The sequence below is a fragment of the Flammeovirga aprica JL-4 genome (assembly GCF_012844305.1).
Classification (GTDB): domain Bacteria; phylum Bacteroidota; class Bacteroidia; order Cytophagales; family Flammeovirgaceae; genus Flammeovirga; species Flammeovirga aprica.
On the sequence record NZ_JABANE010000004.1, the window covers coordinates 18,013 to 43,575 of the forward strand.

At 37.8% G+C, this 25,563-nt stretch carries 11 protein-coding genes; all 11 read left to right on the forward strand.

The window, feature by feature from the left end; all coding sequences use genetic code 11:
• Nucleotides 1-37: 37 nt before the first annotated feature.
• Nucleotides 38-1,630 (forward strand): sulfatase-like hydrolase/transferase, encoded by a 1,593-nt coding sequence (locus tag HHU12_RS02085; protein ID WP_169654524.1) that lies wholly within the window; start codon nt 38-40, stop codon nt 1,628-1,630.
• A gap of 28 nt (nt 1,631-1,658) precedes the next feature.
• Complete coding sequence (locus HHU12_RS02090) at nt 1,659-3,710, forward strand: right-handed parallel beta-helix repeat-containing protein (RefSeq protein WP_169654526.1); 2,052 nt, start codon at nt 1,659-1,661, stop codon at nt 3,708-3,710.
• A 166-nt stretch (nt 3,711-3,876) separates the two neighbouring features.
• Nucleotides 3,877-5,166, forward strand: a complete 1,290-nt coding sequence (locus HHU12_RS02095; protein ID WP_240970822.1) for a glycoside hydrolase family 117 protein — start codon at nt 3,877-3,879, stop codon at nt 5,164-5,166.
• A gap of 418 nt (nt 5,167-5,584) precedes the next feature.
• Complete coding sequence (locus tag HHU12_RS02100) at nt 5,585-7,777, forward strand: glycoside hydrolase family 3 C-terminal domain-containing protein (RefSeq protein ID WP_169654528.1); 2,193 nt, start codon at nt 5,585-5,587, stop codon at nt 7,775-7,777.
• A 90-nt stretch (nt 7,778-7,867) separates the two neighbouring features.
• On the forward strand, nt 7,868-9,556 hold the full coding sequence (locus tag HHU12_RS02105) for a sulfatase-like hydrolase/transferase (protein WP_169654530.1): 1,689 nt from the start codon (nt 7,868-7,870) through the stop codon (nt 9,554-9,556).
• A 10-nt stretch (nt 9,557-9,566) separates the two neighbouring features.
• Entirely contained in the window at nt 9,567-10,952 is a 1,386-nt protein-coding gene (locus HHU12_RS02110) for an SGNH/GDSL hydrolase family protein (protein ID WP_169654532.1), read from the forward strand.
• Between the two features lie 8 nt (nt 10,953-10,960).
• Entirely contained in the window at nt 10,961-13,459 is a 2,499-nt protein-coding gene (locus tag HHU12_RS02115; RefSeq protein ID WP_205959750.1) for a glycoside hydrolase family 2 TIM barrel-domain containing protein, read from the forward strand.
• Between the two features lie 10 nt (nt 13,460-13,469).
• Nucleotides 13,470-15,020, forward strand: a complete 1,551-nt coding sequence (locus HHU12_RS02120; RefSeq protein ID WP_169654534.1) for a sulfatase-like hydrolase/transferase — start codon at nt 13,470-13,472, stop codon at nt 15,018-15,020.
• 885 nt (nt 15,021-15,905) lie between these two features.
• On the forward strand, nt 15,906-20,753 hold the full coding sequence (locus tag HHU12_RS02125) for a PKD domain-containing protein (protein ID WP_169654536.1): 4,848 nt from the start codon (nt 15,906-15,908) through the stop codon (nt 20,751-20,753).
• Between the two features lie 457 nt (nt 20,754-21,210).
• Nucleotides 21,211-21,837 carry a GyrI-like domain-containing protein gene (locus HHU12_RS02130; protein ID WP_169654538.1) on the forward strand — a complete coding sequence of 209 codons (627 nt, stop codon included), beginning with the start codon at nt 21,211-21,213 and terminating at the stop codon, nt 21,835-21,837.
• 486 nt (nt 21,838-22,323) lie between these two features.
• A complete protein-coding gene (locus HHU12_RS02135) occupies nt 22,324-25,269 on the forward strand; it encodes a PKD domain-containing protein (protein ID WP_169654541.1) in 2,946 nt (981 codons plus the stop codon).
• Nucleotides 25,270-25,563: the final 294 nt, after the last annotated feature.

Consider the following 25,563-nt stretch of genomic DNA (forward strand, 5'->3'; position numbering starts at 1 on the left):
GTATATAATGTGACGACTTATTAAAAGTATGAATTAAATGAAATTACTATTACTCTATCTCACCTTGGGACTGTGTCTGAATACGGTGATTTATGCTCAGAAGAAGCCGAACATCATTGTCATTTTTGCCGATGACATCAGTGCTCGGGAGCTCCCTATTTATGGCTCTACAAAATGGAGCCCGGCTCCTCAAGGAGGAACTACTTCTGATCAAAAGTTCAGAGCAAAAACACCTGTGCTAGATCAATTGGCAAAAGAGGGCGTTTATATTAAAACAGCTTGGGCCACTACTATTTGTTCACCAAGCAGAGCCATGATGATGACAGGACGCTATGCTCATATTCATAAATGGTGGCACCTGAAAGACAGAGGCACATGGGTAAATCCTCAGGGGAATAAAGTGACATGGCCTTTGTATAAAAGCTCTCCAAAAACCATTGGTCATATCGCAAAAGAAGGTGGGTATGCCACGTATTGGGCAGGAAAAACACAGATGAGCGGAGTGGATCAATTTGGTTTTGATGAAGGTGTATTTACGCCAGGTGAAGTACGCAACCGTAAAAACCTTTACCCTTACAGCGACTTTAAAATCAAAGCTAAAAAAGTAGACGGAAAGCGCGTGTTGGTCAATGTTGATACAGATCAAGTAGTAAAATATTATGCTCAAGATGGATGGTATTGGCAACCCCATGTCCAATTGATGAACCATCCTGACGCTCAAAATAAATTTGAATGGTGGCCTAATACAAAAGAAGCTAAAAAGGAATATGGGTTGCATACTTACGGTCCGGATGTAGAGATGGAATACATCATGGAATTTATGGAAAGAAAAAAGAAAGAAGATCAACCTTTCTTCATCTACCACACCAGTCATTTAGGACATGATGGATGGAATTTCTTCAGCAGAGATACAAACCCTAAAACCAGAGAGAAATGGCCTGGTACACCAAAAATCAAATGGGAAAATGGAAAATATACTCGTACGCAACCAAAAGTCACGGGTGATAAAGGAGTTTACGATACACACAACACAGTAACTGAAGGGGGTATTCACCATCATGTCAATTATCTAGACTATCAAGTTTGGCAATACATGAACAAGCTCAAAGAATTGGGTGAAGAAAACAACACTATCCTTATTTTCTGTGCCGACAACGGTACAAGCAAGTACGGAAAAGGAAGTTTTGTATCGCAGAAAGGTGTTCATGTTCCATTGGTAATTTATGCTCCTGGCCTTCATTTCAATAAAAAAGGAGAGCAAGACATCTTAGTAAATATCTCCGATATTCTTCCTACTATTGCTGAAATAGCTGGAGTAAGTATCCCTAAGGAATATGAAATCAATGGTAAAAGTCTACTTCCTTATCTGACTACTGGAAATAAGGAACATAGAGAATGGATCTATTCTTATCATAAAGACAAACAACTAATCAGAGGTAAAAATGTATTGATTGACGGGCATGGAAAATATTTTGATGTCTCTAAAAAACCTGCTGACTTAATCAGTTTTCCTGTGATTACAGATTGGAGTAAAGTTTCAGAAGCACATCGAAAAGAAAAAGAAATGCTGGAGGAAATTCTTCCGAAGTACGACAATTTTGATACTGAACATGACGCCCCTCAATTATAATCAACTACTAAATTTAATAAACAAAAATATGAAAAATCGTTTCCTTAAACTGTCATTATTACTCTACCTATTGCCTTTGAGCCTCTTTGCTCAGGTGCAGTTGGAAAGTGCATTGAAAGATGCCGCTAATGCTCCTATTATTGAAGATATTCCGGTAGCACCTAATGGTTTTGTATTTGAAAAACCTACAACAAACAACAGTATCAAATACAAATCGTCTATCACTTTTAATAGAACGATTTATGTGGATGCTAAAAATGGAAAGGATAAAAATGATGGTTTATCCGCTAAGAAAGCCATCAAATCATTAGAAAAGCTTGGAACAATGAAATTGACTTTTGGTGATCAAGTATTATTGAAAGGAAATCAGACACACTTTGGTACAATTGAATTATTGAACCTTAATAAGAAAAAAAAGGCAACTGAAAAAATACATATTGGTAGTTACGGAAAAGGAAAGGCGACGATTGACTTTAAAGGCTACCCTGCCGGAATTATGGTCCAAAATACGTCGAATGTAATCATCACTGATCTTAAAATAACAGGTGACGGCGGACCTAGTAATGCAAAACCGATGAAACGTCCTCAGGATCAGAAGAAAGATCAACGTTATGCCATCCGTATTCAATCAGATGAAACTCACCCTCACAGTTTAATGGAAGATTTCACTGTTTACAACGTGGATATTTATGATGTATTCTTGTTGAACAGTGCGGAAACTTCTCGTGCTTGCCGTCAGTGGAATATGAACGATGGTGCTGGCTGGGGCTGGGGTGTCTTTGGTCAAGTTTTGAGAAAAGGCAAAGGTATCAACAACGTCACTGTAAAACATGTAACGGTAGAAAACATTAGTCAAATGGGAATCCGTTTTAAAGGAAGCGGTAAAATTGACGGTTCTGCTCCTCGTAATGTCAACAATGTTCATATTGAGTTCTGTACTGTATACCAAGCAGGTGGACCAGGAATGCAGTTCAACAGGTGCAACAACAGCCACTTAAAATACAGCAGAATTACAGAATCTGGAAATAGAAACGACAAACGTAAATGGGGTCGTGGGAGTGGTATGTGGACTTGGGGTCTTCAAAATTTCCTTTTCGAATACAACGTTTTCGAAGGTGCACAAGGAATTGCGGACTGCTGTGGTGCTCATATTGATTTCAACTGTAAAAATGTAGTGCTTCAAAACAACTTAAGCCGTTATAATGCAGGTGGATTTATTGAAATTCTTGGGCTGAACTACAACTGTTCTTACCGTTTCAATATCAGTGTAAACGATGGATGGAGAAATATGAAAGACCCTGCTCAGGCATTCTGGGGTAAGGTAGGAACTCCTGGCGCTATCGTTACGGTAAATGGACACAATCATAAAAAACAATATGAAGGTCCTTACCAAACTTACATCTACAATAATACAATCATCAATACTAAAGAAGGAAATGCTCCTTACAAAAACCCGAATGTATTCAATATCTCCACATCAAACGAAGGTCTTGTGATGATGAATAATATTTTCTGGATGGAAGAAAAAGCAAATAAAGGCTGGTCAATGCACCGCTGGAAAGACGATGCAGCTTATGATGCAGCATTCGATTTTAAAATTTCAAATGAACCAAAACCAAACGCTAAACCTGAAAAAGGTTTTGATGGTTCTGTAGCAGCAAAGGCGCGTCCTATGAATGCAGAAGAACTTGCAAAAATGGAGCTGAATATGAGAAACAATATCTATCAGCTTTATAATGAAAAGGGTACAGATAAATATTCTAAAGTAAAAAATGCACTAGCGGAAGGATACTGGGACGAAAAAGCAATGGGTGGCAACCCTGATTTCGAGAATGAAAAAGGTTCAAACCCTTCTGATTTTGTTCCTAAAAATACCGTTCTTATTTCCGCTGGTGAGAAGATTGAAAAATTAAAATCAGATAAAACAGAGAAAGGCATCTACTTCGGTGGTTTGGAAGTAACAACAGACTTCTTCGGTAACCCGATCAAAGGAAACATCATCGGTGCCGTTGTTCCTAATGCAAAGATCAGAGATTGGTCGAAGGTGATGAAAGAGAACGATAAACCGCTTGAAAACTAGATTTAAGTTATGAGTTAAGAGTTAAGTATGAAGAGTTAAGGTGGTTCGTATTGTGGTCCTTTAACCTCATCTTACTTGTTTAACAAATGCCTTAAGCATTATGATATGAAGATGAACTTAACTCTTAACTCAAAATATTGTAAATAATTAATCGCTATATATTGAAATGAAAACAAACAACAAATTAATGCAGTATGTCCTTCTTCTCATGATGATTGGAGGGAGTGCATGTCAGCCTACTTTTGATAAAAAAGAAGTAAAAAATGATTCGGCTTTCCCTTTTATTCTACCGAAAGAAAAGCCTACTGACAGACAGCTTAGCAGAGCTATGGAAAGAAACTACTCTTACCCTGCCGCACGTCCAGAGGAAAATGAACTGTATACGCAATTCAAGTACACTGAACTGAAAGGGTTTGATTATAATGGACATGATGGTACTATTTCCAGAAGAGACCCTTCAAAAGTCATCTTCGAAAATGGTCAATACTATGTTTGGTATACGAAAAGAGATACCCCTACTCCACCCAAGGGGCCTGACTTATGTAATGATACGATTCCTTCGAGAGACTGGGATTTATCAGAAATTTGGTACGCTACAAGTAAGGATGGCTTCACTTGGGAAGAAAAGGGTGTTGCAGTACCTCGCCCTCCAAAACCAAACGTAGGATGGAGATCAGTGACTACCACTGACATCTTAAAGTGGAAAGGTAAGTACTATTTATACTACCAAGGATTTATGCAAGCTAGTGGAAAGCGTGGCGACGACTGCCCTGTAGCAGTATCCTATGCAGACTCTCCTGACGGACCTTGGACTCCTGCAAACAAAATCGTGATTCCAAACGGAAAAGAAGGCGAATGGGATCAATACTCTATCCACGATCCCTACCCAATTGTGTACAAAGATAAAATTTATTTGTACTACAAATCTGATTTCGACGGAGATCCTAATCTAGTACGCATGCAAGGTTTAGCAATTGCAGATGATCCACTAGGACCATTCGAAAAGCACCCGCTGAACCCTGTTATCACATCAGGACACGAAACTACATTATTCCCATTCAAAGAAGGTATGGCGGCTTTAGTCATTAAGGATGGTACAGAACATTTCACAATCCAATACGCTGAAGATGGTGTAAACTTCGATATCGCTTCTGTGGTATCATTAATGCCAACTGCGGCCGGTCCATATGTTCCAGATGCCTTTAACAGCAATGGCAACGGACGCGGTATCACATGGGGTATTTCACACTTCACAAACGTCACAACTTGGAAAGAAAACCACGCCATCATCGCTCGTTTTGATTGTGACCTGAGCTTAGATGTTCATGACCCTGTAATGAAGCAAACACAAGTATACTTCAAACCAAAAGTGTACTTCTCTCAAGGTCTGAATAAGAAACAAAAAGCTCGTATTGATAAAGAAAATCAGGCTTTATTGAAAAAAGCTTCAAAGTAAATCATATAGAAATAGTGTGCTTCTTATATAGTTTAATAAACAGGTAATTATTGGTAAAGCAGGAGGTTTTAGATCTCCTGCTTTTTTGTATTTGCATAGGTAAAAAGTCATTTTTTGGAGGTAGACTCAGAAGTAAAATAAGTACTTCATCTCGTTCTTATTTAATCACACAGCTCTTCACAAAAGTCTCTTTTATTAACCTTCAAACTTAAAACTACACCCTTCCTCCCTCTAAATTATCGTTCTAAGCCCCCCAATCCCCCCTTCCACACTTGCATCTTTTTCCATCCTTCTCAATGGACTTTTACTCAACAACAAATCTCCCCCCTTTATTTACGTGAAATATACACCCTGTCCACGTCGGCAATCTAGTATTTTTGAGACCATAGCAACAACAACTTTTTAAATTAGGAATGAAATGAAGAAATACTTATACGCTTTAGGGTGCCTACTTTTATGTACACTCACCTACGAAGCCAAAGCACAGGAGGAGTTTATTTGGTTAGATCCTTATAGAGATACGGACGAGAGAATTGATGCGCTTTTGAAGGCGATGACTTTGGAGGAAAAAGCCTCGCAGATGGTGGATATTAGTGAGGGAATTCCGAGATTACAAATTCCTAAATATAGCTGGTGGAATGAGGCGCTGCATGGTGTGGCGAGAAATGGTAGAGCTACTGTTTTCCCTCAGGCAATTGGTATGGCAGCGAGCTTTGATAAAGCATTGATTCAGGATATAGCAACGGCAATTGGAGCTGAAGCGAGAGCGAAATTTTTGGTGGCTCAAGAAATGAATAATAGTTCTCGTTATGCAGGGTTGACGTTTTGGTCTCCGAACGTGAATATTTTCCGTGATCCGCGTTGGGGTCGTGGACAAGAGACGTATGGTGAGGACCCTTATTTATCAGGACAAATGGGATTGCATTTTGTGAAAGGTTTGCAAGGTGATCATGAAAAATATATTCAGGCGGCGGCATGTGCAAAACATTATGCGGTACACTCAGGACCAGAGGAAGACCGACATGTTTTTGATGCGGTGCCAAGCATGAGAGATTTTAGAGAGACATACCTTCCGGCGTTTAAGACGTTGGTAAAAGAAGGTAAAGTAGAAGCTGTGATGGGGGCTTACAACCGTGTTTTTGGCGAACCGGCTTGTGGCAGTGATTTGTTACTGGAAGAGATTCTTAGAAATGAATGGGGATTTGATGGTCATGTAGTTTCGGACTGTGGAGCGATTCAAGATTTTTATGCTCATCACAAGGTTTACCCGACAGCAGAAGCGGCAACTGCAGCGGCAATCAAGGCGGGAACTGATTTGAATTGTGGAAAGGTATATAAAGGAAGCATTGTTGCGGCGGTGAACCAAGGTTTGATCACAGAGAAAGAAGTGGATGCCCGCTTGAGAAACTTACTGGAGACGCGTATTAAATTAGGCTTGCTTGATCCTGCTGAAATCAATCCTTTCAATAAAGTGAGCGGTGATACTGTAGAGTGTGCTACGCATAGAAAACTAGCGTATGATGCCGCATTGAAATCAGTGGTGTTATTGAAAAATGATAATAATGTACTTCCATTGAAAAAAGATATCAGAACGCTTTATGTGGTGGGGCCTAATGCCAACAACTCAGAAGTGCTTTTGGGTAATTACTTTGGTGTAAGTGGTCATATGACAAATATTTTGGAAGGTATTGTGAGTAAAGTGAGCTTGGGTACAAGTATCAATTATAAGCAAGGAATTATGCTGGATAGAGAAAACCGCAACCCTATCGACTGGTCTACAGGTGAAGCTGCCGCTGCTGATGCATGTATTGCTGTAATGGGTATTTCTGGTTTGATTGAAGGAGAAGAAGGTGAAGCAATTGCGTCAGCATCTAAGGGTGATAAAAATGATTTGAATCTACCTGCTAATCAGATTGCTTACTTGAAGAAGATCCGTTCTAAATCTAAAAACCCTTTGATTGTAGTGCTTACAGCAGGTAGTCCTGTAAACTTAACGGAGATTGCGGAGATTGCAGATGTGATTCTTTTTGCTTGGTACCCTGGTCAGGAAGGCGGTGATGCCATTGGTGATATTATTTTCGGCAATGCTTCTCCCTCAGGAAAATTACCGATTACATTCCCTAAATCCGTAGATCAATTACCGGCCTATGAAGATTATACTATGGAAGGAAGAACGTACAGGTATATGGACGTTGATCCTATGTACCCATTTGGTTTTGGTCTTTCTTATTCTGAATTCAATTACAGCCCTATCACTTTCGCCAAGGAAAAACTAAAAGCAAAAGAGGATTTAGTAGCAAAAGTGACAATTACAAATTCAGGTCAGTTTGAAGCAGAAGAAGTAGTACAGCTTTATTTATCTGATTATAAAGTGAAGTTTAATGCACCGAACTCTTCTTTAAAAGGATTTGAGAGAGTGCGTTTGAAGCCGGGTGAATCAAAAGAAGTGACGTTTAGAATTACGCAAGAAGCAAGACAAATTTTTGACGATAAAGGAAAGGCAGTTGATCCGAAAGGAGCCTTGAAGATTACAATTGGAAATGCCTCACCAATGCAGAGAAGCGTTGAGTTGGGAGCAAAATTTCAGACAACGAGTGTGACTATTATGTAACTGTTTACACATTTAAAATGAGAGTAAATATAGGAGGTATACTGTGCCTCCTATTATTTCATTTTATGTGAAAACACTTTTTTAAAAAACATGAAAAATCTATTACTGTTTTTATTCTTTACAATGCCTATCTGGAGCGTCAATGCTCAGAAAAAGGCAAAGGAAACCCGTCCTAATATTATTTTTATTTTAACGGATGACCAACCTTACGATTACCTTAGTGTGACTGGTAATAAGGTATTGAAAACACCTAATATTGATCAATTGGCCAATCAAGGTACTTTATTTACGAATGCACATATCACAAGCCCGATCTGTATGCCAAGCAGGGTTTCTATGTTGACTTCTCAATATGAAAGAAAACATGGTGTGAACTTCAATTCGGGCACTGCTTTATCAGAGGAAGGATGGAAAACAACCTACCCTGCTGTAATGAAAGAAGCGGGTTACTTTACAGCATATATCGGAAAGAATCATACGCCACTAGGTAAAAATGGATATGACTCTAAAGTAATGGAACATGCTTTTGATTATTTCTATGCCGGACACAGACATTTAGGTTTCTACCCTAAAGACCGTCATAAAATTTTCAGAGGAGCCAAGAATGATACACAAATTGAAATCTTACAAGAGGCTTCTTTTGATGTATTGGACAACAATGAATTCAGAATTAAAGAGGCGTTTAAAGTGATGGAAGGCAGACCTCAAGATCAACCTTTCTTATTAAATATCTGCTTCAATTTACCGCATGGTGCAAGTACTTCTACCATGAAACAGAAAGAAACGGATGATGAGATTTACAGAACATTGTTCAGAGATCAAACACTTCCTTTACCAGAGCACTACATCGCCAAAAAAGACATTAAAACACCAAAACTTCCAGAAGAATTACTGCACGCTGAGGACCGTCAGACGATTTATGATCATGTAGATACACCTGATGGAGCAAGAGAAAGATTAACACGTCAATATCAGGCAATGATCGGTATTGACCGTTTAGTGGGGAACCTTACGGAGAAGTTGAAAGAATTGAAATTAGATAAAAATACAATCATCGTTTTCTCTTCAGATCATGGTCTTTTGATGGGACAATATGGTTTAGGTGGAAAGGCTTTATTGTATGAATACTGCACAAAGGTTTCGACCATTATTTATGACCCTCGCCTTCCGAAAAAGAAAAGAGTACATAGAAATGACAACTTAGTTCAAAGTATCGATATCGCCCCTACTATGCTGGCAAAAGCAGGTATTGAAATCCCTTCAGCTTATCAAGGAAAAGATGTTTCGGCATTGTTGACCGATGAGAATGCTTCGGTAAGACCTTATGTGTATACAGAAAACCTTTGGTCTACACACTTCGGAAACCCAAGATGTGAAGCGGTACAAAATCAAGAATGGAAATACATCAGATATTATAAGAACGACAACTTCTCAGCGAGTAAAAGAATTGAATACGCAAAGGCATTGGGTTTGAATGTAAACAGTGTGCTTTATGGTATGAATGACAAGGAAATACCTGTTTACAGAAGTTACGTGGAAAGTCCTCTAAACGGTGAGGAAGCAGTGTATGAGGAGTTGTATCATTTAGGGGAAGATCCTAATGAATTACAAAATTTAGCTTCTGATGCTCAATACAAGGAAAAGCTAGAAGAGCTTAGAAAAGTGTGGGCCAAAGAAATCAAAATGGCAAGAGGTGAAGGACAGCCGTTGGTGGAGCGTTTCACAAAAGAATCTGCTTTTGAATTTAAGCAAAAACATAAACCAATAGTACACGATTAATTGACAAGTAATGTATAAATTTATCACTTTTATCTTTTTACTTCTTGGGGGTAATACTGTATTCAGTCAACATAAAATTAGTTTCAAACCAAATGAAACGGTTGTATTTATTGGCAACAGTATTACACAAGATGGAAGGTATCATATGCTTTTTCATTCTTACTGTGCCACTAAGTTTCCTTCAACAAAACTGTCCTTTTATAATACAGGTATTGCCGGAGATGTGACGGGTGGTATGTTGAAAAGGTATAAAGAAGATATACTTACGCGTCAGCCTGACTATGCTTTTCTGATGTCAGGTATGAATGATGTGATGAGTCACTTATATGCACCCAGCCTTAAAGTAACCAAAGAGGTAAAAGAGAAAAGAAAAAAGGCAATTGACACTTATAAAAATAACTTCTTGAAGATGGTGGCATTGCTCCAAGAAAGTAAAATTACCCCTATTTTGATTGCTCCTTCAATTTATGACCAGACTTCAGAAATAGCACAGGAAAACAAAATAGGAGTAAATGATGCTTTGGAGGAATGCGCTGCATTTGTATTAGAATACGCCAAAAGCAATAATATTTTAGTAGTCGATTTCTTTCACCTTTTAAGTGATATTAATACGACCTATCAGCAGGAGAACCCTTCTTTCACAATCATAGGTAAAGATAGAGTTCACCCTGAAGACGCAGGACATTATGTAATGGCAGGGGCCTTAGTAAAAGAAGTACTAGAAAAACATCCTTATGCTTATTCTATGATCAGCAAAAGTGAAAATATGGTGATTTTTGAAAATGAATGTACCGTAGTGCTTTCCAATAAAAATAAGCCCAATCAGTTTTCTTTTGATCGTAAAAGTAGCACTCTGCCATTTCCTTCTATTCCTCAGTTTAAAAAAGGGGAACAATTTTCCAATGTTTTTCAAACTTTCAATACAGATATCATAGCAGTAAGCGGTCTTGAAAAAGGAGAGTATTTAGTAGAGATTGACAATAAAACTATTGGACATTTCAGTCATCAGCAGCTTCAAAACGGGATTAATCTTGCTGTATTATCTGAAACACCACAATATAAGCAAGCTCAAAAAGTAATACAGCTTTGTAGTGAATACCATCAACTTCAAGCGAAAGTACGAAGTGTGGCACTGACAGAATATAGAATGCTGAACGACTATAAAGGTCCTGCCACTTTTGAAGCAAAATTAGATTTTCTTCTAGAGAAATTAGAAAAACAAAGAGGAAAGAGTTGGTATGCATACAATAAGAAGACCATTGAGTCTTATAAAAAGTATGTCACTAAAGTAGACCAGATTGAACAGAAAATGACAGAGGTAAGATCAAACATTTATAAAGAAAACAAGCCTCAAAAACATCACTATAAAATCACAAAAAAGAGTCTTTTGAATTAACGGAATGAATGATGAATAGATTAAAGAAATTAGGAATTGGAGTACTGTGCGGGCTAATGTCCTGTTCACAGCAACTCCCACAGCAGGACTTTGAGAGTCTTGAGGAAATCAGTTTTAATGACAACTGGAAGTTTTCTAAAGGAGAACTAAAAAACGGAATGGCACTGGACCTGAATGATGAAGGTTGGAAACAATTGGATCTTCCTCATGATTGGGCGATTGAAGGACCGATTGATAAAGCTTATAACGCCCGTTGTGGTGGTTTGCCTTTCCATGGTGAAGCTTGGTACAGAAAGGATTTTAATGTGCCTTCAAAAATGGAAGGTCAAAAAGTGTTTGTTCACTTTGAAGGGGTGATGAACAATGCAGAGGTTTTTGTCAATGGTCAGAAGATCGGTGAGAGACCTTATGGTTATATTGGTTTTGAGTTGGATATGACGTCTTACTTGAAATTTGGAGAGGAAAATACAATTGCCGTAAAATGTGCTCCTGAAGATTTGAGTTCAAGATGGTATCCTGGAGCCGGTATTTACCGTGATGTATGGATTGAATATAAAAACCCTATACACATCGCTTTTGATGGTACTTTTATCAAAACTCCTGTGGTTTCTGAAAAAGCAGCAGGCGTTGAAATTGATATTGATTTAGTCAATGCATCCACTAAAAATAGTTTAATTACTATTGAAACAAATATCTACAATAAGGCCGGACAAAAAGTAGGTGATGTAGTTTCAAAAGATAAAATCAATGCTTCTACGGAACATACATTCAGTCAGAAAGTTACGCTTTCCAATCCTGAATTATGGTCTATGGAAAATCCACATTTATACACTGCGGTGACAGTATTGAAAAGTGGTGATGAAGTATTGGATAAATATAAATCTACTTTTGGTGTGAGAACCATTGAATTCTCAGCTAAAAAAGGCTTCCTCCTAAATGGAGAAAGAATACAGTTACAAGGCGTTTGTCTGCACCACGACCAAGGGCCTCTTGGAACTGCGGTTAACAAAAGAGCGAAGGAAAGACAATTACAAATCATGAAAAATATGGGTGTCAACGCCATCCGTACAAGCCACAACCCTCCTGCTAAAGTGCTTTTAGAACTTTGTGACGAAATGGGATTGGTGGTCATTGATGAAGCTTTTGATAACTGGAGAATTGGCAAGGTAGAAAACGGTTACAATAAAGATTGGGATAAATGGAGTGAAACAGACCTCCGTGCCTTGATTCGCAGAGACCGCAACCACCCTTCTATCATTATGTGGAGTATTGGAAACGAGATACTTGAGCAAGGTAGAAAAGATGGTTGGAAAGAAACTAGAAGATTAGCTAAAATCACAAAATCAGAAGATACTTCACGCCCTGTAACGGCAGGTTTCAACTATCACCCTGCTTCTATTGTCAACAAACTGGCACATGAAATTGACATAGTAGGTTTCAACTACTTCCCAATGCGTTATGAAAAAATTCTAGAAGAATACCCTGAGTGGGTGGTATATGGTTCTGAAACTTCTTCATGTACAAGTTCAAGAGGATATTATGAAAGACCTGTGGCTCCTACATTCAAAAAAGGCGTGAATCAAGTAACAAGTTACGATTTAGTAGGACCACCTTGGGCTTACCCTCCTGATTTAGAATTTGATATGCTAGCGAAGAGCCCTAGAATTTTGGGTGAATTTATGTGGACTGGTTTTGATTATTTAGGTGAACCAACTCCTTACGGCGGAAAAGACAACTCTACAAACGGGTATTGGAACGGTGATTGGCCAAGTCACTCGTCGTACTTCGGAGCGGCAGATTTATGTGGTTTCCCTAAAGACCGTTACTACTTATACCAATCACAATGGACGGACAAACCAATGGTACACGTACTTCCTCACTGGAACTGGGAAGGACATGAAGGTGAAGTGATTCCGGTACATGCTTTTACAAATGCGGAAGAAGTAGAGCTATTTGTGAATGGCAAATCAATGGGTAAAAAAGTGAAGGGTGTGGACTTAACGCCTATCAAAATGACACACCGCGACTGGAAACAGGAAGGTCCGTTGATGTCGAAATATAGATTAAGCTGGGATGTACCTTACACTCCGGGCAGTATTGAAGTGGTAGCATATACCAAAGGAAAAGAAGTGGCAAGAAAAGCAATTAAAACGGCAGGTAAACCACATCATATTGAATTAGAAGCAGATCGCAGTTTAATTGCATCAGACGGTAAAGACCTTTCTTATGTCACTGTAAAGGTGGTAGATGAAAAGGGTAATTTCTGTGCTACAGCTTCTAATATGATTCAATTTGAAATCAACGGTGACGGCAAACTAGCCGGTGTGGGTAATGGTGACGCTGCTTCATTGACTTCACTTCAAGGCAACAAAATGGAACTCTTTAACGGTTTAGCCCTAGCGATTATTCAAGGGGCAAAAAATCCTGAAACGCCCATCACTTTAACAGCTAAAGCGGAGGGTCTTCAGGAAGCGAATATTAAAATATCTTTTCAACCATCATTATAATTATTAACAAATGAAAATCAACAAATTCTGGCTTATTCCTCTGTCTTTACTGGCCTTGGGATGCCAAAAAAACACATCGACTTCAGAGGAAGTCAAGTCGAGTAAACCAAACATCATCTTCGTTTATATGGATGACTTGGGTTACGGTGACATTAGTGCAAATGGTGCTTCTACCATCAACACGCCAAATATGGATGCACTAGCGAATGGAGGTATTAACTTCAGCAATGGTTATGCTTCTTCTGCCACTTGTACTCCATCAAGATATGCGGCATTTACAGGGGAATATCCTTGGAGAAAAAATGCTCAGATCTTACCGGGTTCTGCTCCAATGTTGATCACTACAGATCAAATGACGGTCCCTAAAATGTTACAAGGTGCAGGCTATGAAACAGCGATTATTGGTAAGTGGCACCTTGGATTGGGTACGCATGACAAAGACTGGAATGAGCACATCTCTCCAGGTCCAAATGAAGTAGGATTTAATCACTCTTACATCATGGCGGCCACTCAAGACCGTGTACCAACAGTGTATATTGAAGACGGTGATGTAGTAGGTTTGGATAAAAATGATCCTATTCAAATTGATTACAAAAAGAACTTCGAAGGACAACCTACGGGTAAGGATAATCCTGAGTTGATCACAATGAAATGGCACCACGGTCATAACAATACCATCGTAAACGGTATTCCAAGAATTGGTTATATGAAAGGTGGTAAATCAGCGTTATGGAGCGATGTAGACATGGCGGATAACTTCTTAGATAAAGTGAAAAATTATATCACTGCACAAGCGAAAACGGAAAAGCCTTTCTTCTTAGCCTATACAATGCAACAGCCTCACGTACCAAGAACACCACACCCTCGTTTTGAAGGCAAATCAGGAATGGGCCCTAGAGGTGATGTGATTATGGAAGCGGATTGGTGTATTGGTGAATTGATGAAAACTATCAAAGACGCTGGTATTGAAGAAAACACAATGATTATCTTCTCATCTGATAACGGTCCTGTTCTAAACGACGGTTACTATGATGATGCTGTAGAATTAATCGGTAATCACGATCCAAAAGGTGGCCTAAGAGGTGGTAAATACTCTTTATTTGATGCAGGTGCTCACGTGCCATTTATCACTTACTGGAAAGGTAAAATCAAGCCAGGTAAGTCAAATGCTCTAGTTTGTCAAATGGATATGTTGAACTCATTGGCGGCATTAGTAGGCAGTGATGTGAGAAGCGATGATTCTAAAGATGTTTTAAATGCTTTCTTAAACGCAGATGCTGAGGGTAGAACTTCATTGATCTTGGAAGCTACAACAAGAACTTCTTACAGAAAAGGTGATTACGTTTTAATCCCTCCTTACAAGGGTAAGAAAGTAAACAAACAAGTGAACATCGAATTGGGTAACGATAACGAAATCCAATTGTATGACTTGAAAAATGACCGTGCTCAAACGCATAACATCGCTAAAGAAAAGCCTGAGTTGACAAAACAACTTTTAGAGGAATTCACAAAGCTTAGAGGTGATGGGTTCGGTAAAACTAAAAAATTAGAATTGATGTAGTACTAACAGTACCTATTTATATTTTGAATTGTTTGTGAGGGAGATCATTTTGGTCTCCCTTTTTTTATTCAAAAATTGATAAGTAGATAAAAACCCGTGCACCATGACTTGAAGTCATGGGCTTTTGGGAAGCTATCCTTCTTTTCGACTTTCATTATAAACTTGAAATGTTTCAATAATTTATAAGTGCTGAAGTCCCTTTTTTTCAGTGATAGATTAATAATTATGATCAATAGTTGCTAAATGCGTTATCTTCCCAAAAGCCCATAATTTCAATTATGGGTCTACGAAACACCCATTTTAAATTATCCTAATGCTTAAAAGATGAGGTATGAAACAAGATGGTTTTACTAGCCACAATAATACCCATTTTCACCCTACTGTTTATTGTATTTATCGACAACATCACTAAAAACTCCACGATCGAAAAAACCTTGAATTATAACTCACCTTTCTCAAAATACTATCAATAATATTCCATACTACGTTGATAAAAATGCTTAGTGGGCCACACTTCAATAGGGCGTTGCACATTATTTTTCAATTCTAATCAATCAAAATATTACTTTTCAATTCTATTTTTTTCCCATTTTTAAAAGTTGAATTACATATTCCACTTCATCATTTCACACCCCATTTCCCTTTAAATTAATTAACTTTCATTACGATTTATCTCAAAAGGACGCTAAAACAACTTCTCCTAACACGCTAGTAATGATAGATGTACAAAAACTGATAAAAAATACCCCCGTTATTGGCTTTTATTTTACACCCCAATTATTAGTGTAAGATTTACATCTTTGAAAATGAAATTCTGATCCACACAAGGCAGAATTTAAACTAGAAGATGAAATACTTTTTAAACCAACTATTATTTAGTACAGTATGAAATACTTTTACAGTCTACACACATTAATGTGTTGGAGTGTGTTGTTCTTATGCTTTCTCGGCAACACTCACGCACAAACTTTTACAGGGACCGGAACAGGTACAGCCGAAGATCCTTTTCTCATTGAAACAAACGCTGACTTAATCAAACTTAGTGCCTCATATGATTCATGGGATTTATATTACAAACTAACTGCAGACTTAGATATGGATGGTGAAACTTTCCACCCAATCGGTTATAAGAGAACTGCAGGAGACAGAGCTTTTACAGGTACATTTGATGGTAACTTCCATACGATTACAAACCTTACAGTTACACTCAATCCTGAGCAAGATGCCATTGGATTAGGCTTTATTGGATTTGGGAATAGTGCAACGGTAGAAAAACTTGGGTTGATCAATCCGGTTATCGGAGTAGATAAAGGCGTTGGTAGAGTCGCTGTTTTTGTTGGCTTCGCTCAGAATACAACTATTGCTGATAGATGTTTTGTTTTAGGAGGAAAAATCAATGCAAACGGTGGTGCAGGTGCTATGTTCGGTCGTTTTGATGGTAACTCTATCACGAACTGTATCACTGATATTACATTAGTTTCCAATAACTGGGCTACAGGTGGTATTGCAGGTGATTTGAGATACATGTATCCTAATACTGCACTTTCTCAATCGATCAACCTAAGTGATATGAGAGCACTGGTTCCTGATAGTGATGTAAGTGCTGCTGAAAATATCAACTTTGCGGGTCTATATGCTTTAAAAACTTCTGGCAATTTCAATACAAATACAAATGTAAATGTTTTGACTTCATTACAAATGACGGATCAAAGCAACTTCCCTGAACTTGATTTTTCTGCTGATGGTGCATGGGAAATGAGAGAAAACTCATATCCTGTGTTAAAAGGTTTTGCTCCAGAAGCATTTGCCTCTATCAAACAGTATCCTGGTATACCTCTTATTGTTACTTCAGATGGAGCAACTCCAGTTGAAGGTGCTACTATCACTATTAATGATATAAATTATACTACTGATGCAGAAGGAAAAGTGAGTGGTCTTTTAGATGACGGAACCTACAGTTACAGCATTACTGCTGATGGGTTTAAAGTTTACAATGGGGAATTTGAAATCAACGATAACACAGAATCAAGCACTATTACTCTAATTACAGAAGGTGTGACTACTTATTCTGCTACTTTTACGGTTAAAAACGACAAAAACGAAGTAGTTGAAGGTGCTGAATTCAGATTATATATTGCAGATGGCTATGATCAAACTGAAACTACAGACAGCAATGGTCAAGTGACTTTCGATCAGCTAGTGGGTGCTACTTATCAGTACAGCATCAACAAAACTTTACACCTTGAGACAGCGAGTGAGGTTTTAGTTGATCAAGAAATCAATCAAGAAGTGACATTGGTGATCGATAACAAAAAACCAGTGGCAATGGTCAATACAGGAAGAAGTATTGAATCTGGTCAAGTAGTATACCTTAATGGTTCAGCTTCTTATGATGCCAATGGCGATGAACTTTCTTATAAATGGACCGCTCCTGAAGGTATCACTTTAGAGAATGAAAACAATGCCATCACTACTTTCACAGTACCGGTTGTTAATGTTGACACTCCTCTAACGTTCTCTTTAGTAGTCAATGATGGAGTAAATGATTCAGACGCCGCTTCAGTTACTTTTATGGCAAAAAACAAAATTATCTACGGTAAGAATTTATTGACAAACGGTAGTTTTGAAGAAGCATTAACAGTAGGGTGGTCAGGTCTTGATATTTACACGGTTTCAGAGGAAGTAGCTAGTGATGCTAAAGGCACTCAAAGTTTAAAAATTGAATCAAAAGGTCAGTTCGATAATATTCAAACACACCCGGATAATTTCATAGAACTAGAAGTAGGTAAATCGTATAAATTCTCAGGAAAATTCAGAGTGGACCAAATGAATACTTCGGTTTATAACTTAAGATTAATGCCTCATGATGATTGGAAAGATGCAGACAATACGAAGTTCTCCATTACAAGAGGTGATTTAAGCTGGGGAGATATCCACCCTACCATCAACGAATGGGTTTCTTTTGAAAAAACGTTGGTGATTGATGAAACATTTAAAGCAGGTGTTGTAAAGGGTGATAAAGTATTGGGGAGAATGTATATTCAAAGCTCAGGAAATACAATGGATGAGTTACTTTATTTGGATGATCTAAGCTTAGAAGTTGCTGATTTCCCAATGGATCTTACTGCTGGAGAAAATCAAACGGTACTTCCTGGAACTGTAGTCGATTTAAAAGCTATGCACGGATCTTCAAACGGTTTTACTTATGCATGGTCTGCTCCTGAAGGCATTACATTGACATCTACAGATCAAATGTCTACTTCATTTACAGCTCCAAATGAGATTACTGAAGTAACAGAATTAGACTTTACTGTAACTGCTACAACAGGTAATCTTTCATTCCAATCCACTGTCAAAGTAACAGTATTAGAAAGTATTCAAGCATCAGCGGGTGATGATCAAACAGTAGATGCAAGAGCAGTTGTGACTTTAGACGCTTCGGCTACTTCTCCTTCTACAGCTATGATTACATGGACTGCTCCTGAAGGAATCGAATTGTCAAGCTTAACAGAGAAAATGCCTACATTCACAGCGCCTGACGTGACAGAAGTAACGACTTATACATTTACGGTTACAGCAAAAATTGGAGAAAGAGAAGCAACGGATGAAGTTGTAATTACGGTAGAGCCAGATCTTACTCCAGTCGCTAATGCCGGAGAAAATCAAATGGTATTCAAAGGTGATCTTGTAACGTTGGATGCTTCACTTTCTGAAAGTAAAACACAAAATGCATTGACTTATAATTGGACAGCACCTGAAGGCATTACACTATCTGATGCTAACGCTGCAATGCCAACTTTCACTGCTCCTGAAGTTGAAGAAACAACAACTTATACTTTCAAACTAACAGTAACAGACGGTGAAAATACTTCTCCTGAAACAACAGTGACTGTTACCGTTCAAAAAGTGAAATTAAGAGGTAAAGAGATTATTGTAAATGGTGGTTTTGAAGAAGAGTTGACAGTAGGCTGGGCAGGTATTGAAAACTATACACGTTCAGATGTAGTGAGTGGTGACAGCAAAGGAACTAAAAGTATGCTGGTAGAAGAAGAGGTGAAAATTGATGCCCTTCAAACAAGCAGTGACAGCTATTTCGACCTTACAATTGGTAAAACATATACACTCAGCGGTAGAGTGAAAGCAGATAGAATGGGTGCTGATGTATTTAACATTAGAATAATGCCAGTAGATGAGTGGGCTGATAGTTATAAAGTGTCAATTGGTAATACAAATATCAATTGGGGTGATTTTCAAATTGTAATTGGTGAGTGGATTTACTTCGAGAAAGAAATTTTGATTAATGAAGAATACACTGCAGAAGCGGTAAATAATGGTGATAAAGTTTCTTCAAGACTTTTCTTCCAAAGCCCTAAAGATATAGCAACAACAGTCTATTTTGATGACATTAGCTTAGTAGAAAGTGATATTGAATTTGCATTAAATGCAGGTGATGACGTTACAATTCAGTCTGGTGGAAGTGTAGAATTAACTGCATCTCAAAACTCATCAGAGGAATTTACTTACACTTGGTCTGCTCCTGAAGGAATCACGCTTTCAGCAACTGAAGGAATAACAACAACAGTAACAGCAACGGAGGAATTGACTGCGGTAAAAGAATATATCATCACTTTAACGGCTCAAAACAACGACTTCATTTCAACGGATGAGGTGAAAGTAACGGTAACGCCACAAATCAAAGTAAATGCTGGGGAAAATCAAGAAGTAAAAACAGGTACTACTGTAACTTTAGATGCTTCTGCTACGACTCCTGCTGACGTGACTTTAGAATGGACTGCCCCTGAAGGAATTACACTTTCGGATATAACATCAGCAATGCCAACATTCACTGCTCCTGCGGTAAGCGAGGAGACAACTTATACTTTCACTTTAAAAGCTTCTTATATGGACAATGAAGCAACTAGCGAAGTGAATGTAATGGTATACCCTCAGTTGGTAGCCAACGCAGGTACAGCACTTTCATCTTTCGTCAACGAAATTGTGACATTAGATGGATCTGCAACTGTTCCAGCCAATGCAACACTAACATGGACTGCTCCTGAAGGCATCTCACTTTCGGATGTAAATGCTGTAAAACCTACTTTCACAGCCCCTGAAGTAAGTGAAGAAACGACGTATACTTTCACATTATCTGCAAATTACAAGGATATGACTGAAACGGCTGAAGTAGCAGTAACCATCACTCCTAATACGCTTCCTGTAGCCAATGCTGGTGCGGATCAAGTGGTAGAAATTGGTGATATGGTAACACTAGATGCCTCTGCTTCTACTCCTGAAACGGTAACATTTGAATGGATGGCTCCTGAAGGAATTACACTTTCTGATGTATCAGTAGCAAAACCAACTTTCACAGCTCCAGAGGTAACGGTAGAAACGACCTTTACTTTTGTAGTCAAAGTTGCTCTAGGAGATGTTGTAGTGATTGATCAAGTAGACATCACTGTCAATGCTCCTGATGAGGAAGTACCAACATCAGTTGAGGATACTAAAATAGTGATCAACCTCTACCCTAACCCAACTGCTGATCAAGCAACAATTGAGTTAGTGGAAAGTGCAACAATCTCAATTTTAAACCTTAATGGAGCTAGTATCTTAACTAAAGAACTTAGAGCAGGGAAACACCTTTTGGATGTTTCTGATTATAAAACAGGTATATACATTATTCAGGTCAAAACTGCAAACGGACTTCAAAGTGTTAAACTGATCAAAGAATAATATTGTTAACGTGATTTCAAAGCAATTTGAATCACAGCTTAGTTAGATTGAAATAAGCCGGAATTATCTTAATTCCGGTTTTTTTATATCCTATTTTTTGGACAACTATTAATCAATTTCATTGCAAAATTTTAAGGTTCTACTTTCAAGCTTCCTTCTTCTTCATTTTTTCCATTGATGAAAAAACGAAGCAAAAAAATCTAGGCTTTGAAGTCAAAAGCTAAATTTCACTCCATTCGCCTAAATGATTTTAAACTCGCTAAAGCTCAAACAAGAAAATCATTTTTAACGGCTCATTTCATAAAATTCTTAACGCTTTTCCCTTCAAGGCCGGGGAAGTACTGCCAAACTAAAATCGGTGGTGCAATAAATATAACTCTCTTGCTTCTGGCTCAAGCAACACATGGAAAACCTTATAATTTGTAGTACATTTACATCTAAATCAATTAAAAAAGCAATGAAACACGAGTGGAGAAAAAAGGAAAAGGCCATTTACTTACCTAAAAAGAAACCTGAAATTATTGATGTCCCTGCCTTCAATTATATTGTATTAAGTGGAAAAGGAAATCCTAACGGTGAACTGTTTGCTGAGGGCATCGGTGCACTTTACAGTATGGCTTACGGTATTAAAATGACGCTCAAAAAAAGTAATCAATTACCTCTGCGGTATGAAGATTGGAAAGTTTATCCTTTGGAAGGTGTATGGGATATTTCTGAAGAGGCTAAAGCAAATTATACTGGGGAATTGAATAAGGATGAATTAGTCTATGACATCATGATCAGACAACCTGATTTTGTAAGTCAAGCTTTTTTTGATGAGATACTTGAACTCACAAAAAAGAAAAAACCACATGTCCTTTTGGATAAAGTTAGGTTTGAAAAAATAGCGGATGGAAAATGTATTCAGATGCTCCACACTGGAAGCTATGATAATGAACCGGAAAGTTTTGCTATGATGGAAGAGTTTGCGAAGGCATCTCATTTGATTAGAAAATATAAAGTACACAGAGAAATTTATCTTTCTGATTTCCGTAAAGTGCCGGAAGAGAAATTGAAGACCGTTTTGAGGTTTGAAGTGGAGTAATATCTATCGTAATTTCACAATAAATTCGTTTGGTAATGCTCCCCTGCAACCTTGAATGTTTTATTATTTTTCATCAACACCCACCCCAATATCCCTCCAATCCCAACCATAAAAAATTTTCATCCCCTATTCCATGAATAATTTCTCCACCTTTTGACGGTTTGAGTGGTAGTTTCGGCTTATGAATTATTACTAAATATATTGTAAACTAAATCTTCGAATATTTATGGTGCTTAGAAATCGGGAGATTTCTGATGATCTGTAGGAGACGAATGACGCTTATTCTTAACGTTCGTATCAATAGACTTTCTAACCAATTCGTTTGGTAGTGCTTTCCCTTCAAAGCCATGAATTTTTTGTTTCTTTTTGTTTCAAGACAAAAACGAAGAAGAAGGAAGCTTGAAATAAGAACTCCAAAAGCTTGTAGTAATGTCGATTGGAAGTTGAAGAAAATTTAGTTTACAAAGTACTAAACTATCTTGTTTTATGAGTCGATTATTTACCAATTGGCACAAATACTTTTTGTCCTGTCTCTTCATCTGTATGTTGGGAAGTGTATTTGTAATGCCATCTTTTGGACAAACTACCGTTAAAATCAACCCTAAGGTACAACGCTTTATCGGTAACGTTTCTGAATTGGAACGTAACAAATACTTCAACCTGCACTCTAGTGGAAATGATGCTGATGTGAGGCAATTCTTTTCTGATTATAATGTATTCCCAAGCAGAGGCTTTTGGGGACCTTATTCTTACTCCAAAAGTAAAGGGAATCCTGTAGGGACTTACCCAAGTTCTAAATCGGGAAATGATAATGTAAGAAATGTGACACGGTTTGTAGGAACTGAACACCCTAAAAGTGTTTTCCTAGATGGTGTAGATCCTGAAAAAGCAGGAGACTGGGCTGTGGAGTATTATAAAAATTATGTGGATGAAAGTGGCCGACCTGAGTTCTTTGAACCGATGAATGAGCCATTTGTACATGCCGTCGATTTTTATGATGGACAATGGATTGACAGTGAGGAAGACCGTATCAAAAGGCAGATGGCACAGGTATTTGCTTCTGTAGGTAAAAAAATACATGCTGAACCTACTTTGGCAAAAATGAAAGTCATTGGTTATTCAGCCGCTTGGCCTTCCATGGAATTGAAAGACTTTAGACATTGGGATGAAAATATGAAGTTGTTTATGGACATTGCCGGTGCGGATATGGATGCATTTGCTACTCACCTTTATGATGGAGTAAATGTAACGGGACAAAATAACCTAAGGTCAGGAAGTAATTCAGAGGCGATTCTAGATCTGATTGAAACGTATAGTTTTATCAAATGGGGAATTGTAAAACCACATGCTATTACGGAGTATGGAGGGATCACGAAAGGGTTTGAAGATCATTTTACCGACCTTGAGAGTATTCAGGCCATCAGAAGTATAAATCATATGTTGTTCAATTTGCTGGACCGTGAAAATGTGATGGACATTTCTATTCCATTTATCACTGATAAATCACAATGGCATATGAACGCAGGCAACAATTACCAACCTTATGGTGCCGCTTTGTTTATCCCTACCAATATTGGTGAAGCCAATGTAGAAGGCTGGAGATTTTCTCCTAGAATCCATTTTTATGAATTATGGAAAAATATAGAAGGTAGAAGAATTAAAGTAGAAACTGACAATCCTGATGTACAAGTGCATGGATTCGTGAAAGGAAATACGCTTTTTATAGCATTCAATAATTTGGACAATAAAACACAAACTGTTCAACTAAATTTTGAAGAGACCGCTGGTGAATTAGTAAAATTGACGACAAAATCTTTAAAAATCTATGATGATATTGATCCTGTGATGTCTATCAATGAAGCGACTTCTGCTCCTGCTTCATTAGAACTGATTGCGGGGGAAACAGTAGTTTTGGAATATGAATTTGAAGCTGAAATTAAGCAGACAAGTGCTTCTAAAGAGACAAAATACTATTCGACAACTTATCTACAGCCCATCAAAGGCAATACAACACTTTCTTTTGGATTTTCTAATGTGACGATTAATAAGGGAACAGCTACGCTTCTGATGGGAATTGGTCGTAAGCATGACCGCTCTAAACAACCAACCATCAAAGTGAATGGTACTGCTGTCAACGTTCCCGATAACTGGAAAGGACAGGATCAAGCACATAGGGATGACTTTTTCGGTGTGATTGAGATCCCTGTGGACCTGTCTTTATTAAAAGAAGAGAATACTGTAGAAGTGACCTTCCCTGATGATGGAGGACATGTCAGCTCATTGATTTTAGAAGTGAAAAATGACGATGCTACGGTAGACAAAGATGAAGCTATTCATATTGAAAGCCCTAAAACTGAAGTAATCCAAAGTCAGGAAGTGAAAGTAAAACTGTCTTATAATGCCAATGTCTCAAGAGATATTGTCGCAGAATTTTGGTCTTCTGAAGGATGGATTGCCGAAACTAGAGCTACTGTTCAAGCAGGCGAAGGAGAAAAAGAATTAATGATATCATTGCCCAATTTACCCGAATTGGGCGGTGATTATATTATTAAATCAAGCATCAGGCCTGTGGGCAGTAATTGGCAAGAAAATATTGCAAGGCATCAAATAAACAATATCAGCGTTGTAGAAGCTTTAAGTACTACATCCACTTTAAAAATCATAGTTTTAGATACTGAAAATCAACCTCTACAAAATGCATTAGTGGCATTAACCAACGAAAATCAAAATTTCAACACTTCACAATTGACTAACGAAAACGGAGTAGCATCATTTGATGTTACACCCAATGCAGACTATAACTACATTGTTACTAAAGAAAATTTTAATGAATCCACCGGTACTGTTACTGCAAATCAGAGCGAGGTGGAAAAGACAGTGGCACTTTCGGAAAACATTACGATTATTCCGTTGGTAGCCAATGCAGGAGAAGATCAAACAGTAGATGCAGGTGAATTGGTGGCTTTGGACGCATCTGCTTCTTCTCCTGAAGGTATTACATTTCAATGGACTACCATTTCTTCTATTCAACTTCAAAACAGCACTTCCGCAAATCCCACTTTTACAGCACCTGAAGTGGATGAGGAAACGACTTTCGTTTTTGAAGTAAACATCAGCAAGGAAGATCAGACAGATGCTGATCAGGTAAATATCACCGTTGTACCTCGTAAAGATAATGAGATCCCTACGGCTATTGGCACTGATCAAAATAGCGTCAAAATTTACCCCAATCCTGTGCATAATGTATTGAATATTGATGTAGCATTTAATGCTGTATTGTTCATGTATGATGTATTGGGAAATAAAATATTGGAACAAAACCTTCTCAAAGGTAAAAATAATTTAAATCTGTCGTACGAAAAAAGAGGTGTTTATATTATTTATATCCACTCTGATCAAGAGCATCAAAGTTTTAAGTTAATCAAAGAGTAATAAGATCTATTTCTAATAAAAATAGTTTAATATAATAAGTAGTTGTAAAAGCTAGGGTTCTTTAACTCTAGCTTTTTGTGTTTTAATGAACATAATAGAAAGTATACTGTTCATTGTTATGGCTCAAAAATCATTTTTAATTCTTCATTAAAAATTCTGTTTACTACTACCTTAGGACTTATCTGTGAATAAAATGTATTATTTCCCAAAGAGTAATAACACATAATACATTTATGGAATAATATTCGCTGATAGAATACATGCTTTTGGGTACTAAACTATTCATCAATAGCA